Annotated in this window: 14 protein-coding genes; 10 read left to right on the top strand and 4 right to left on the bottom strand. The window is 69.5% G+C overall.

What is annotated here, in order from left to right:
* Window positions 1-459, bottom strand: a 459-nt coding sequence (locus tag AB0395_RS39980; RefSeq protein WP_366290832.1) for a hypothetical protein, incomplete at its 3' end; no start/stop codon positions are given.
* 156 nt (window positions 460-615) lie between these two features.
* Here AB0395_RS39980 and AB0395_RS39975 point away from each other — a divergent pair.
* Window positions 616-1,581: a hypothetical protein gene (locus AB0395_RS39975; protein WP_366290829.1), complete on the top strand. Its 966-nt coding sequence runs from the start codon at window positions 616-618 to the stop codon at window positions 1,579-1,581.
* 69 nt (window positions 1,582-1,650) lie between these two features.
* On the opposite strand, the gene AB0395_RS39970 is transcribed toward AB0395_RS39975, so the two are convergent.
* The gene (locus AB0395_RS39970; RefSeq protein ID WP_366290826.1) at window positions 1,651-2,577 is read right to left on the bottom strand and encodes an MBL fold metallo-hydrolase; all 927 of its coding nucleotides are present in this window, start codon (window positions 2,575-2,577) and stop codon (window positions 1,651-1,653) included.
* 111 nt (window positions 2,578-2,688) lie between these two features.
* Between AB0395_RS39970 and AB0395_RS39965 the strand changes: the two genes are divergently transcribed.
* Entirely contained in the window at window positions 2,689-3,420 is a 732-nt protein-coding gene (locus tag AB0395_RS39965) for a single-stranded DNA-binding protein (RefSeq protein ID WP_366290823.1), read from the top strand.
* Window positions 3,421-3,623: 203 nt separating this feature from the next.
* Here the strand turns inward: AB0395_RS39965 and AB0395_RS39960 are convergent, their stop codons facing one another.
* Window positions 3,624-5,255: a DUF1015 family protein gene (locus AB0395_RS39960; RefSeq protein WP_366290820.1), complete on the bottom strand. Its 1,632-nt coding sequence runs from the start codon at window positions 5,253-5,255 to the stop codon at window positions 3,624-3,626.
* 210 nt (window positions 5,256-5,465) lie between these two features.
* Between AB0395_RS39960 and AB0395_RS39955 the strand changes: the two genes are divergently transcribed.
* Together AB0395_RS39955 and AB0395_RS39950 are read left to right on the top strand one after the other, a co-directional pair.
* Window positions 5,466-5,807: a tetratricopeptide repeat protein gene (locus tag AB0395_RS39955; RefSeq protein WP_366290817.1), complete on the top strand. Its 342-nt coding sequence runs from the start codon at window positions 5,466-5,468 to the stop codon at window positions 5,805-5,807.
* Between the two features lie 25 nt (window positions 5,808-5,832).
* A complete protein-coding gene (locus AB0395_RS39950; RefSeq protein WP_366290814.1) occupies window positions 5,833-6,852 on the top strand; it encodes an HAD-IIA family hydrolase in 1,020 nt (339 codons plus the stop codon).
* Between the two features lie 56 nt (window positions 6,853-6,908).
* On the opposite strand, the gene AB0395_RS39945 is transcribed toward AB0395_RS39950, so the two are convergent.
* Window positions 6,909-7,256 (bottom strand): SCP2 sterol-binding domain-containing protein, encoded by a 348-nt coding sequence (locus AB0395_RS39945; protein WP_366290811.1) that lies wholly within the window; start codon window positions 7,254-7,256, stop codon window positions 6,909-6,911.
* Window positions 7,257-7,711: 455 nt separating this feature from the next.
* Between AB0395_RS39945 and AB0395_RS39940 the strand changes: the two genes are divergently transcribed.
* From AB0395_RS39940 to AB0395_RS39915, 6 genes are all read left to right on the top strand, one after another.
* A complete protein-coding gene (locus AB0395_RS39940; RefSeq protein ID WP_366290808.1) occupies window positions 7,712-7,885 on the top strand; it encodes a hypothetical protein in 174 nt (57 codons plus the stop codon).
* Entirely contained in the window at window positions 7,882-8,700 is an 819-nt protein-coding gene (locus AB0395_RS39935; RefSeq protein WP_366290806.1) for a TlyA family RNA methyltransferase, read from the top strand. The genes AB0395_RS39940 and AB0395_RS39935 overlap by 4 nt, the downstream gene beginning before the upstream one ends.
* Before the next feature lie 25 nt (window positions 8,701-8,725).
* Window positions 8,726-9,631: an NAD kinase gene (locus tag AB0395_RS39930; RefSeq protein ID WP_366290803.1), complete on the top strand. Its 906-nt coding sequence runs from the start codon at window positions 8,726-8,728 to the stop codon at window positions 9,629-9,631.
* Window positions 9,632-9,721: 90 nt separating this feature from the next.
* Window positions 9,722-11,434, top strand: a complete 1,713-nt coding sequence (gene recN, locus AB0395_RS39925; protein ID WP_366290800.1) for a DNA repair protein RecN — start codon at window positions 9,722-9,724, stop codon at window positions 11,432-11,434.
* 463 nt (window positions 11,435-11,897) lie between these two features.
* Entirely contained in the window at window positions 11,898-13,109 is a 1,212-nt protein-coding gene (gene steA, locus AB0395_RS39920; RefSeq protein WP_366290797.1) for a putative cytokinetic ring protein SteA, read from the top strand.
* Window positions 13,106-14,071, top strand: coding sequence for a copper transporter (locus AB0395_RS39915; RefSeq protein ID WP_366290794.1), 966 nt, complete (start codon window positions 13,106-13,108; stop codon window positions 14,069-14,071). Before steA ends, AB0395_RS39915 begins: the two co-directional genes overlap by 4 nt.
* The last annotated feature ends 3 nt before the right edge of the window (window positions 14,072-14,074 follow it).

The raw sequence follows: 14,074 nt of genomic DNA, 5'->3' as shown, positions 1-14,074 counted from the left end.
GACCAGTCCCGTAGTCAGTACGGTCCGCGTTCCGGTGGTGGTTCTTACGGTTCTCGTGATCGGGGTGAGCGTCCCCCGTTCAATCGTGACGACCGTCCCGGTGGTGAGCGCCGCTCGTACGGTGACCGTGACGGTGGTAGGCCTCCCTACAACCGTGACGACCGTTCCGGTGGTGAGCGTCGTTCGTACGGTGACCGTGACCAGTCCCGTAGTCAGTACGGTCCGCGTTCCGGTGGTGGTTCTTACGGTTCTCGTGATCGGGGTGAGCGTCCCCCGTTCAATCGTGACGACCGTGGTGGTTACCGCGACAACCGTGGTGGCGAGCGTCGTCCCTACGGTGACCGTGACGGTGGTAGGCCTCCCTACAACCGCGACGACCGAGGCGGCCGTTCCTCCGACGACCGAGGCGGTGCGTTCCGCGGTGAAGGCGAGGGGTCCCGCACGCGCTACAGCAGGCACGAAGGGACCGCCGACCGCGGTGAGGCTCCGGTCAGGGAGCGCGAGGAACTGCCCCCCCTCGCTCCGGACATCACCGCGGAGGAGCTCGACAAGGAGGTCAGGGAGGAGCTGCGCTCTCTCCCGCTTGACCTCGCGGACCTGATCTCTCGCCATCTCGTGGCGGCGGAGAGGGCCCTTGGCGAGGACAACGCCGAGCAGGCCTACGAGCATACGAAGGTGGCGCGCCGCTTCGCGGCCAGGATCGGTGTGATTCGGGAGGCTGTCGGCATCGCCGCCTACAGGGCGGGGCACTTCGCCGAGGCGCTCAGCGATCTGCGCGCGGCCCGCCGTATGACGGGGTCTGACTCCTTCCTGCCGATCATGGCAGACTGCGAGCGGGGCCTCGGCCGTCCGGAACGCGCACTGGATCTGGTCCGCTCGAAGGAGGCGGAGCGTCTCGACAGGGTGGGCAAGATCGAACTCGCCATCGTGGAGTCCGGTGCCCGGCGGGACCTTCACCAGAAGGACGCCGCGGTCATCACCCTCCAGCGCCTGCCCGAGCTGCGTGACACGCGCCCGCAGCCCTGGTCTGCCCGGCTGGCGTTCGCCTACGCGGATGCCCTGGCCGACGCGGGCCACGAAGGTCCTGCCACCGAGTGGTTCGGCCGCGCCATGGCCTTCGACGAGGACGGCGAGACCGACGCGGCCGAGCGCTATGCGGAGCTGACCGGAGCGGTTATCGAGGACCTCGAAGAGGACGACGACGAGGACGACGACCTCGAGGACCCGGACATCGTCGATGACGAGGCCGCGGTCTTCGGGGAGGACGATGATGAGGATCTCGACGATGACGAGGTCGTGAGGATCGACGACGCCGCCGTTCTCGACGCCGAGATCGAGGCCGAGGACGACCTCGACGAGCTTGAGCCCGCCATCGGTGACGTCTCCGAGGACGAGGATCTTCTCGTCGACGAGATCGACGAGATCGACGAGAAGATCCAGGACAAGGCAGAGGAAAGGGCGGAGACCGGTGTCGGCCCCGCCTTCATCGAGCCTGACTTCGGTGACGTTCTCGACGATTCTTCGGAAACCGACAGTGATGACGTGGACGAGAGCGTCGCCAGGACGGAGAAGAAGAAGTAGTCCCCTCCCCGTCTCGGGTGAACGCATGAACGGGTGAGCCCGCTGGTTCACCCGAGACGGGAGGGCGCTCTACGGCTGGACGCGATCCAGCCAATGGAGGATGCCCGCCACGTTGGACGGAGCGCCGCTGAGGAGTTCGAACTGCTCGCTGGTCGCGTCATCGGCCTTCAGCGCCGCGTACCGCTCCCGCGTGCGTTCTCTGACCATCGCCACCGCGTGATCCAGATCCATCCCCGCCGAGTGCGCCTGGCGGGTCAGGTCGACCCAGACACGTAGTTCCTCGGCTGAGCGTTCCAGGGTTTCCTCCACCTCGGTGACGGGTCCGTAGTGGCTGAACAGCAGTCGCTGCGGGCCCAACGCCTCGAACAAGGCGATCGACTCCAAAGCGGTCTGCAGGTCGAAGTCCGGCGGAGGCGTGGCAGGACGCAGGTCACCCGTCTGCGGAAGGTAGACCCCGGCCGCGTCGCCGACATAAAGGTCACCGGTTCCCGAGTCGATCAGCCCTACGTGGTGCTTGGCGTGCCCGGGAGAGTAATGACTGCTCAGCGTGCGGCCGTTGCCGAGATCGATGGCCCCTGTCTCGCCGAGTGCCCGGATCCGGGCGGGTTCGGTCGGGGACAGCTCACCGAACAGGACGTCCAGTTTGTCGCCCCAGACCATTCGGGCACTGGCCATCAGCCGGGAAGGATCGGCGAGATGTCTGGCCCCTTTCTCATGGACCACGATCTCCGCCTCCGGATAGAACTCGGCGATGTCCCCGACCCCGCCTGCGTGGTCCAAATGGATGTGCGTCACCACGATCGTCGCGAGATCGCGTGGGCCGACACCGAGGGAGGAGAGGGCGTCGCGCACCACGGGCGCGGAGGTGGCGGTTCCTGTCTCAACCAGGCAGGGCCGGTCCCCGAGGATCAGATATCCGGCCGTTATGCCGGAGTATCCCGCCATCCTTGTGTCGATCTCATAGACCTCTCCACCGAGAGCGGTGATGTTGTCCACAGGCCACCTCAGAACTGGAACGGGCATCCCCAGAACGGCGTTCGGGCCGTTCCGGCACAGCTCACATCGTAAAGAGTCGTTCCTGGTCGGCAGAGATCGAAGGAGGATTCGATGGATCGCAACGAGGTCACCCTGGTTGGCCGTCTGCCCGAGGCGGTGCGCATCAGGTCGCTGCAGAGCGGGAGCACGCTCGGCACCTGGCGGATGATCGTCCGGCGGCAGCAACGCGGTCGCGGGGGCCGGGTGGACACCATCCCGTGCGCGTCGTTCGAGCCGGAGGTCACCGTGACCGCGGCTGAGTGGCTTCCCGACGACATGGTGGAGGTGGTCGGCTCGCTACGCCGCCGATGGTGGGGAAGCGACGGCTCGAAGTCGTCGGGCTACGAGGTCGAGGTCCGTTCGGCGAGACGCCTTGGGCGCCCGGCCGCCACGGTTCCGGCCGACGAGGAGGGGGCTGCTCCCGTTCCGGTTGTGCCGAGGGCGGTTCGGTCACTTCTGCCGGTGGAAGCGGCACCTGCCGGGGAGAGCGCCTTCGCGGAGAAAGGGGAGACCGCCCTCGCCGAGAAGGACGCCGAAAGCGGGAAAACGCCGTTGGCCGTCCGGGAGGAGGACGGAGAAGACGGGAAGAGGGCGGCGGCTGCCCGTGACGAGGATGAGGGAGACGAGAAGGGGCCTGGAGCGGCCCTCGGCCCGGAGCAGGCCCCAACCCTTGGCCCGGAGCAGGCTCCGGCCCTCGCAGCGAGCGCGTCCACGTCCCTTCCACAAGGTGCGAGAGTGCCGTCTCCGAGGGCCGGGCGAGACGATCGGTCGGCCGTTGACGAAAAGCATCCGGTCAGCCATTGAGGGGAAGACCGGGCGCTCCGTGACAGGAAGGGGGGCGTTACGCAGTGGCGAGAGGCGTTTCCTCTCGGCTCGCGTCTCCTCCCGCGTCTTCCTGTCTGTCTTCCATCGCGAGACCGCGAAGGCCGCGGGCACGTCGTTGGTCCCAGGCACCGTCGATCCCAGGCACTGTCAGTCACAGGTGCCGTCAGTCAATGCAGGCACTGTCATTCAAGGGTCAGCATGCGCATCACTAGGCCCGTGCGGGGCTTAGGGCCGAATGAGGTGGACTTACGCGGCACCCGCTCCTCCTGGGCCGCTATCGCGAGCACGTCGTCGACCGCCAGCGGATTGAGCAGCACTGCGGTTCCCCCGGACTCCTGCGCGAGCTGTACGGCCGTCGCGGGATCGTGGTGCACGATGCGCACCGACTGCTCGTCGTCCCGGAGTCCCCAGATCTTGGGCAGGACGAACTCGGAGAGGACCGCGGTATTCATCGCACGCCATCGGGCGGACCGGTGGGCGGGCATGGCGTTTTCGAGCTGCTCGGGGTCCGGTTCCGTGAGCAGATGTGTTCGACCTCCGTCGGACAGGAGAAAGGAGGGGCCCGTGACCTCCGCGAGGGCCGCCAACCCTTCGGTGAGGTCGGTGTGCTCGTGCACCTGCCAGGCGCCCCTGGCCTTGGCTAGGGCCTCCTTCAGCGGCAGCTTCGGGATGACTCGGTGGATGGCCCGTAGGTTGGGTGGATAGGAGGTGGAATCCACCAGAAGCGCCAGGCCGAAGTCCCAGGGGCCGGGCTCCACCGACCGGCCGTCCGCGTTCACGCCCGAGGCGCCTGTGCCTGAAACGCCCGTGCCTGAGGTCGCTGGGCTCGAGGCGGCTGGGTTCGAGGCGGCTGGGTTCAGGGTTTTCGCGGCTGAGCCGCCTGGGTTTGATGAGTTGCCCGTTGCCGGGAGGTTCGCTGTCAGGATGCCCACGCGTGGGGTGTCCGTGTCCGGGCGTGGAGTGTCCGTCTCCGGGGTGTAGGGACTCGAAGGGCGGCTGCCCGCGGCGGAGGCTCCGATGCCTGAGACGTTCGTGTGCGGTGTGTCCGGGGTGTCCGGGGTGGGTGAGCTGCCTGTGGCAGCGACGTCCGAGCCGGGTGTGTCCGTGCGTGGGGTTTCCGCGCCGGTCGTGGCGTGATGCTCACGCTGGAGGGCCAGGTAGGTGGCGTAGCGGTGGTGGCCGTCCGCGATGAGGGCCTGGCGGGAGCGGAGATCGGCGTTGATGGAGGCGAGCTCGTCGGGGTCGGTGACGGCCCACAGCCGGTGCCTGACCCCGTCGAGGGTCTCGGTTTCGACCAGCGGTGGCAGGGAGACGGCGATCCGGTCGACGAGACGGGTCGCGGCGCCGCCTCCGCCCTCGTAGAGCAGGAAGATCGGCTCCAGGTTCGCCTCGGTCACGCGCATCAGGGCCAGCCGGTCGGCGACCGGCCCCGGCATCACGTCCTCGTGTGGCAGGATCACACGCTGCTCCGGCTCTGCCAGGCCCACGTCACCGATGAGCCCGCGCTGGAGGACTCCGGGGCCTACCTGCTCGTAGACGTAGAGGGCGGGTGTCTCGTCGGCGACCAGCACCCCGGAGGAGAGCCAGGTGTCCAGGATCTGCCGAGCCTCGGCGTACCGATGACGGTCAGCTCCGGGAAGGATGAGACGCACCACGTTGTTGGGATGTGAGTCGAGCAGTTCCCGCACGCTGGTTTCTTCGATGAGATCGTAAGGGGGGGAGGTCACCTCGGCCGGATTGTCGACCGCGAACCGTACGCCGCGGAACGGGCGAAGCACGAGCCCGTCGGGTATCGGCAGTTCAGGATTCGCCATATAGGGCATGCTGCCATAAAGGCCTGAAACGTCCAGGGGTCGCCTCGATGGCGCGGCGGCGCCCCGGTCCGTCAGGGCATCGGTCAGATCTGTCGTCTGTCGATGAAGGAGGCCTCACGTATGGTCCAAGGACGTAGCGGTCCGTCTGATTCCCCCAACCCCGAGACGGGCGCTCCGGTCGGGGACGTCTACGAATGGTTTCAACGAGGAATGAAGCTGCTGGGCGAAGGCAGCCCGGCCGCTGCCGCCGCGCTGCTGGAACGCGCCGCCGGTGCCGAGCCGGAGTCGCGGAGCATCCGCGAGGCGCTCGCCCGTGCCCAGTTCAACTCCAGGCAGTATGCCGATGCCGCCGACAGTTTCCGGTGGATCATCGGCGCCAATCCGGCGGAAGATTACGCCTATTTCGGGCTGGGCCTTGCCCTGTGGCGGACCGGTGACATGGAGGGAGCGCAGGAACCCCTGGCGATCGCCGCTGCCATGCGTCCTGACCAGCGGCACTACGTGTCGGCGTTGAGAAGCGTCCGGGCGACGTTACGCGCTCGCCGGATGTGATCCTTGCGGGTGATGGAATGGGCGGGTGGACACACAGACGCTGATCGACCCATATGACACCCTTCTCCTCGACCTCGATGGGGTGGTGTACCTCGGTCGCGACGCCGTACCGGGGGCTCCCGAGGCGTTGCGGCAGGCGGTGGAACGCGGTGTGCGGCTCGCCTACGTCACCAACAACGCCTCGCGCACCCCCGGTGCGATCGCCCAGCACCTGAGCGCGCTCGGCGCTCCCGCCTCCCCCGGCGACGTGGTCACCTCCGCCCAGGCCGCCGCGAGGCTGGTGGCCGAACGGGTCGAGCCGGGCGCCGCCGTGCTGGTCGTCGGAGGGATGGGGCTGCGGAGCGCCCTGCGCGCCCACGGCCTGCGCCCGGTCAGCACCGCCATGGACGACCCGGTGGCCGTGGTTCAGGGGATAGCTCCCAGCCTCTCCTACGGCCTGCTGTCCGAGGGGGCGCTGGCCGTACGGCAGGGAGCCTTGTTCGTTGCCGCGAACGCGGACTCGACCATGCCGACGGGGCGGGGGGAGCTCCCGGGCAACGGCGCGATGACCCGGGTGATCGCCACGGCGACCGGGGTCGAGCCGATCGTCGCGGGAAAGCCGGAACCGCCGCTGCACCGGGAGTCGATGCTGCGGACCGGTTCGAAGCGTCCGCTGATCGTCGGCGACCGCCTTGACACCGACATCGAGGGGGCCACCAACGCGGGAGTGGACAGCCTGCTCGTGCTGACGGGCGTCGCGACCCCCCTGGACCTGCTGACCGCCTCGCCCCGGCACCGGCCAACGTACGTCGCCGCGGATCTGTCGGCGCTGCACCTGCCCTACTCCCGGACACGGCGAGGAGAGGGCGGCTGGGTCTGCGAGGGATGGATCGCACGCTGGGAGGAGGGCCGTCTCCGTCTCGAAGGGGCAGGAGACCCCGTCGACGGGCTCAGGGCGGCCTGCGCGGCGGCATGGGAGGCGGCAGGTGAGGGCCGGGCGGACGAGGACTCGGTGAAGGCCGCTCTCGGCTCCTCGCTTTCGGGCCGGGTGCCCCTGTCCGGGTGAGGCCGGTTTCCCGGCCTCGGATGGCGCACCGCCGCCGGGGTGGCGGCGGTGCGATGTCAAAGAAGCTTGCGCAGGCGCAGCAGGTCGCCGAAGCTGGCGTCGACCTTGACCCGGCCGCCGAACACCGCGCGTCCCATGTCCAGCTCGCCGTTGACCAGGGCGATCAGGTCGTCGCTGCCGATGGTCAGCTTCACGTTGGCGGCCCTGCCGTCGGCCGGGGGCAGGTCGTCAAAGGGACCGAGCCCCCCGTGATGGATGCGGCCGTAGAAGGTGACGCCCAGGTCGCTGACGTGACAGCTGATGCTGCGTTCGACCACGTGCCTGGCGCGACTCTCCTTGTCGAGTTCGTCGAACTGCTCGCCGAGTTTGCGCAGTGCCACCCGGCACTCGTCGACGGTCGCCATCGCTTGGCGCTCCCTTCTGCCCGGGCCCTGCTGTTCGGAGCGGCCCGAAACCCTTGTCTCTACGGACGGTAGCGTTCCACATGAACACAGCATGTGATCCAGCACGCGGAGATGCCGGAGAAGGGGGCTTCTGCCACGGTGTTCGGGGTAATGCGAGGATATGCGCAGGCGGCTACCGGTCCCATCGAGGTGACAACGAGCGAGGCATGTTCGGTAGTTCGCGAATTCCCCGCCTACCCGAAAACCGGTCCGCGCTGGATCAGCGCCCGGTGCGGCGGGACGGCCGGGGAGCCTTTCCTCGCGGACGCCGGGACGGCCGTGGGCACGGGCGGGGCCGCCAAGGCGACGAGTGCCGCGGCTTCCGATACGGTCAAGGCGTCAACGGGCGGGGCGGCTCGCGTGCCGCGCTCCCGTGCGACCACCAAGTCGGCGAAGAGCAGCTCCGGAGGGGGCGTATGACGGACCTGCCGGAGGAGATCGGCGAGGAGCGGGTCGACGCCGCGCTGGGCGGCCTCGCCCGGCTGAGCGCGATGCCTGTCTCGGCGCACGCGGGTGTGTTCGAGGAGGTGTTCACCGGCCTCGAGCAGGCGCTCGCCTCGGTGGACGGCACCGCGGACCAGCACCGGTGAGCCGGCGCGCGCGTCTCGACAGCGAGCTGGTGCGCCGGGGCCTCGCCCGGTCCCGGGAACAGGCGGCACAACTCATCGAGGCGGGCCGGGTCACCGTCGGCGGCAGAACCGCGGGCAAGCCCGCGACCCAGGTGGAGACCTCCTCCGCGATCGTGGTCGCCGAGGCAGCGGAGGGACCCGACTACGTCTCCAGGGGTGCGCATAAGCTCCTCGGCGCCCTTGAGGTCTTCGGCCCCCTGGGCCTGACCGTCGCCGGACGCCGCTGCCTGGACGCGGGAGCCTCGACCGGAGGTTTCACCGACGTGCTGTTGCGCAACGACGCGGCGCACGTGCTCGCCGTCGACGTCGGGTACGGCCAGCTCGCCTGGTCGCTGCGGACTGACGAGCGGGTCACCGTCATGGAGCGGGTCAACGTCAGGGATCTGACACCCGAGATGGTCGGGCAGCCGCCCACGCTGGTCGTCGGAGACCTGTCGTTCATCTCGCTGCGCCTGGTGCTGCCTGCCCTGGCCGTGTGCGCCGCGGAGCGGGCGGACTTCGCGATGCTGGTCAAGCCCCAATTCGAGGTCGGCAGGGAACGCGTGGGCGCGGGCGGGGTCGTCAGGGACCCCGCACTACGGGCCCAGGCCGTACAGGATGTGGCTGAGGCCGCGCAGACGCTCGGCCTGACCGTGCGGGGCGTCACCGCGAGTCCGCTGCCGGGTCCGTCGGGCAACGTCGAGTACGTCATCTGGCTGGGCAAGGGAGAGGGCGCGCCGCCGGTCGAGGACCTCGCGGCCGAGATCGGTCGCGCGGTCGCGGAGGGTCCTCAGTAGTGCCTACCTCCCGAAAGAGTGGAAAATGACTGCCAAGCGCACCGTGCTGGTCACCGCCCACACCGGGCGGGGAGCGGCCGTCGACAGCGCCCGCCTGGTGATCGGCAGGCTGGTCGACGCCGGGCTGACCGTCCGCGTTCTGCGAGCCGAGGCCGAGTCGATCGCATGTACGGGCGCCGACGTGATGCCCGCGAGCGAGGCGGCGGTGCACGACGCCGAGATGATGATCGTCCTGGGCGGCGATGGCAGCCTTCTGCGGGCCGCGGAGCTCGCCCGCCCGGCGGGTGTCCCGCTGCTCGGTGTCAACCTCGGGCACGTCGGCTTCCTGGCCGAGGCGGAGGTCGAGGACCTCGCGGACGCCGTCGACTCCGTGGTGCGGGGCCGCTACGACGTGGAGGAGCGGATGACCATCGAGGTCACCGCCCGCCTCAACGGGCAATTGCTGGCCGACACGTGGGCGCTCAACGAGGCGACGGTGGAGAAGCGCGAGCGGATGCTCGAGGTGGTCGCCGAGATCGACGGCCGGCCGCTGTCGCGCTGGGGGTGTGACGGGGTCATCTGCGCCACGCCGACGGGCTCGACCGCCTACGCCTTCTCGGCGGGCGGCCCCGTGGTGTGGCCCGAGGTCGAGGCGATGCTGCTGGTGCCGATCAGCGCTCACGCGCTGTTCGCCAGGCCGCTGGTCGTCTCTCCCCGCTCGGCCCTGGCGCTCGAGGTCCAGCCCGCGACGGCGGGGGCGGTGCTGTGGTGCGACGGGCGCCGCAGGTTCGACCTGCCCGCGGGAACGCGTGTCGAGGTCCGCAGGGCGGAGCTCCCCGTACGGCTCGCGCGGCTGCACGGGGTCGAGGACACCGGGGCGCCGTTCACTGACCGGCTGGTCGCCAAGTTCGATCTCCCCGTTCAAGGGTGGCGTGGCCGGACGCGACCCTAGACCGTCCGGGCGATCGCCGTCCCGAACGCGTAGGATCGTGCCCGCGCACCGCACTGATGTTCGGTGAATTCGATGTGACGGGAGGGACCAGTGCGACCCAGGGTCGAGGAGGTCCGCATCCAAGGGCTCGGTGTGATCGACGAGGCCGTCCTGGTGCTCTCGCCGGGATTCACCGTGCTCACGGGGGAAACCGGCGCGGGTAAGACCATGGTTGTGACCGGTCTGGGGCTGCTGTTCGGCGGCAGGGCCGATCCGGCCCGCGTCCGTCCCGGATCGGACAAGGCATCCGTCGAAGGCACCCTCGTGGTCGATCCGGCGGGCCGGGTGGCCCAGCAGGTGCAGGATGTGGGCGGTGAGGTCGAGGACGGCGAGCTGATCATCTCGCGCACCGTCTCGGCCGAGGGCCGCAGCCGGGCCTGGCTCGGCGGGCGTACCGTCCCCGTCGGCACCCTCACCTATCTGGCCGAGGATCTGGTCGCCGTGCACGGCCAGATGGACCAGCAGCGGCTGCTTCAGCCCGGGCGCCAGCGCGCCGCCCTCGACCGTTACGCGGGTGAGGAGCTGGTCAAGCCGCTGCGTTCCTACGAGCAGACATACAAGCGGCACAAGCAGGCCGCCGACCAGCTGGCCGAGCTCACCGCCAGGGCCAAGGAGCGTGCTCAGGAGGCGGACCTGCTCAGGTTCGGGCTCCAGGAGGTCGAGCAGGCCGACCCCAGGCGAGGGGAGGAGACCGAGCTGCGCGAGGAGGAGGAACGGCTCTCGCACGCCGACTCCCTCAGGAGCGCGGCGGAGACCGCGCACAGGGCGTTGCTCGGCGATCCGATGTCCGGCGAGCAGGAGCTGCAGGACGCCGTCACGCTGGTCGGCCAGGCGCGCAGCGCCGTTGAGGCGGTGCGCGACTTCGACCCGATGCTGGCCGGGATCGCCGACCGGCTCGCCGAGGCGGGGTACCTCATCTCCGATGTGGCCACCGAGCTGGCCGCTTACGCCGAGTCGGTCGAGGCCGACCCGATGCGGCTGGCGATCGTGCAGGAGCGCCAGGCCGTGCTCAACCACCTCATCCGCAAGTACGGCGAGGACACCGGCGTCGTGCTCGCATGGGCCGAGCAGGCCGCGCTGCGCGTCGCCGAGCTGGACGGTGACGACGAACGGATCGGCGACCTCGCCCGCGAGCATGAGGAGCTCACGGGACGCCTCACCGAGCTGGCCGCCGAGCTGACCCGGGTCAGGAGCGCCGCGGCCGAGCGCTTCGGACAGGCCGTCACCGAGGAGCTCACCGCGCTGGCCATGCCGCACGCCAGGGTGATCGTCACACTCTCGGCCGCCGACGCCTTCGGCCCCCACGGGATCGACGAGGTGGAGCTGCGTATGTCCCCGCACCCCGCCTCGCCGCCGCTGCCGCTGAACAAGGGAGCGTCGGGAGGCGAGCTGAGCCGGGTCATGCTCGCCATCGAGGTCGTCTTCGCCGGTGCCGACCCGGTTCCCACCTTCGTCTTCGACGAGGTCGACGCGGGCGTCGGAGGTAAGGCGGCGGTGGAGATCGGCCGCAGGCTCGCGCGTCTCGCGCGCACCGCCCAGGTGATTGTCGTCACTCATCTGCCCCAGGTGGCGGCCTTCGCCGACCAGCATCTCGTCGTGGAGAAGGCGAGCGACGGCAGCGTGGTGCGCAGCGGCGTGCTCGCCCTCGACAAGGGCGGCAGGGCGCGTGAACTCTCCCGTATGCTCGCCGGGCTGGAGGACTCCGAGCTGGGCAGGGCGCACGCGGAGGAGCTGCTGGCGATCGCCGCCGCCGACAAGGCGTGACGGACATCCCGGGCCCCTGGTGCGTGAGAGGCTGACGCCGCGGGCGGGACCCACGAGACGATCGTCGCGAGAAAAGGACGTGAGGGGCGTCTGAGGCGTGGCGGAGGATGCCTGAGAAACGTGAGGGACGGCAGAGGCGAGGCCGGGGCGTCTGGAGAGGGCATCGGCGAAGGCCCTTTGAGAACAGCCGCGAAACCGAGGGCCGTGAGGGACCGGCGTGGAGAACGGTGCGCGAAGCGGCCACCCTGCCCCGCGGAGCGTGAGAGGGTGGCGTCGCCGGCGGGGCGCGGCCGCGGCCGTCACCGGCGGATGAGCGGTCGCCGTCGGCGGATGAGAAGGAATAACAAGGACCGTTTTGGATAGCTCGGGGGAGCGAGGGCCGCGTGGGGATCTTCAGTGACGAATCTGACACGCCGTCAACCACATGGCTCGGCTGCTCTTTCCCTCTGGCAGGATGGTCGTGATGAAGGTGCCGACGGACGAGCTTCAACGTAGGCTCAACGGTTACCTCCGCCGCAGGAAGGTCACGGACCTTCCCGGGGTGACGGCAGTGGCGAGAATCGATCGGCGGACCAAGAGGCTGACCAAGCGCCTCAGGGCCGGGGAAATCGCGATTATCGATCACGTCGACGTTGACCGGGTGAGCGCGGAGGCGCTTGTCGCGTGCGGCGCGGCGGCCGTGGTCAACGTCGCGGCGGGCATCAGCGGCCGTTACCCCAACCTGGGCCCGCAGATCCTCGTCGAGGCGGGCGTGACGTTCGTCGACAGCGCCACCGCCGAGGTCTTCGACCGGATCAAGGACGGCGACCTGGTCAGGGTGCACGAGGGCGTCGTCTATCTCGATGACGAGACGGTCGCCAAGGGCGATGTGCAGACGGTCGAGTCGGTCGAGGCCGCGATGGTCGAGGCGCGGGCCGGGCTGACCGTCCAGATCGAGGCGTTCGCGGCCAACACCATGGAGTACGTCAAGCGTGAGCGGGACCTTCTCATCGACGGGGTCGGGGTCCCCGACATCGGGACCGTCATGGAGGGGCGGCACGTCCTCATCGTGGTGCGCGGCTACCACTACAAGGAGGACATCGCTGCCCTGCGCCCCTACATCCGGGAGTACCGCCCGGTCATGATCGGGGTCGACGGCGGCGCGGACGCGCTCATGGAGGCGGGCTACGTGCCCGACGTCATCGTCGGAGACTTCGATTCCGTCTCGGCGAAGGCCCTGACCTGCGGTGCAGAGCTGGTCGTGCACGCCTACCGGGACGGCAGGGCACCGGGCCTCGAACGGGTCCAGCAGCTCGGCCACAGCGCCGTGGTCTTCCCCGCCATCGGCACCAGCGAGGACATCGCCATGCTGCTCGCCGACGACAAGGGCGCCGACCTGATCGTCGCGGTCGGCACCCACGCGACGCTGGTCGAGTTCCTCGACAAGGGCCGTTCCGGCATGGCCAGCACCTTCCTCACCCGCCTGCGGGTCGGGAGCAAGCTCATCGACGCGAAGGGCGTCAGCCGGCTCTACCGCAGCCGGATCTCAACTCCGTCTCTGCTCCTGCTCGTCGCCACCACGCTGATCACCATGGGGCTGGCCATCATCGTCTCCCCGGTGGGCAAGATCTGGCTCGACAGCGTCCGCGACGTCTGGAACGGCTTCATATTCTGGTTGGTCGGACTCTTCTCGTGATCGATTTCCGTTATCACCTCGTCTCCATAGTCGCGATCTTCCTCGCCCTCTCCGTCGGCATCGTGCTCGGCACGACCCTGCTGAAGGAACCGGCCATCGACACGGCGGAGACCCTCGCCAACCAGCTCAGGCTGAGCAACAACGAGCTGCGCGCGGAGCTGAAGAGGGTGCAGGGCCAGAACGCGACCAACGACGCCTTCGTCACGGCCGACACCCCCAGGCTCGTGCGTGACGCGCTCGCGGGCGAGCGCGTCGTCATCGTGGAGGTCCCGGGCAGCTCGGTGAGCATGCGCGAGGCGGTGCAGCAGGTGATCACCTCGTCCGGGGCCACCGTGAGCGGCCGAGTCACCCTCACCGACAAGTACGTCGACGCGACCCAGTCGATCCTTGTCGACAAGCTGGCCACCGACGCCAAGCCGGTCGACATGACCTTCGCCACGGAGGACACGCCCTATGACAAGGCGGCCGCGGTGCTCGCGGGCGCGATCGTGACCGGTGACCCTGCCCAGGTGGGCAAGACGAACCCGATCGCGGCCGGGGTCCTCGAGGCCTTCCAGCGCGGCGGTCTCATCAGCTTCACCGAGCAGCCCGCCAAACGCGCCGACCTGGCCGTGCTGATCGCTCCCGCCGAGCCGTACACCGGTGACGCCGCCGTCTCGCAGGCGGGCGCGGTCGTCTCGATGGCCACCGGTCTCGACGAGGCAGGCCGGGGAACCGTGCTGGCCGGACCTCTGACCAGCAGTGCCGCGGGCGGGACCATCGCCGCGCTGCGCGAGGACACCCTCGCGGCGGAGAAGGTCTCAACCGTCGACAACGCCGATATGCCCGCGGGCAGGGTCGTGGTGGTCTACGCTCTGCGAGAGCAACTGTCCGGCGCTTCGGGGCAGTACGGCATGGGCCCCGGTGTCTCGGGTATCGAGCCCAGCGCGCCCCCCGTCCCCACGCCCACCTCCGGAGGATGACCC

This window comes from Streptosporangium sp. NPDC051023 (assembly GCF_040689595.1).
Classification (GTDB): Bacteria; Actinomycetota; Actinomycetes; order Streptosporangiales; family Streptosporangiaceae; genus Streptosporangium.
Note: the sequence above shows the minus strand (reverse complement) of the source record. Positions and strands in the feature narration are given on the sequence as shown.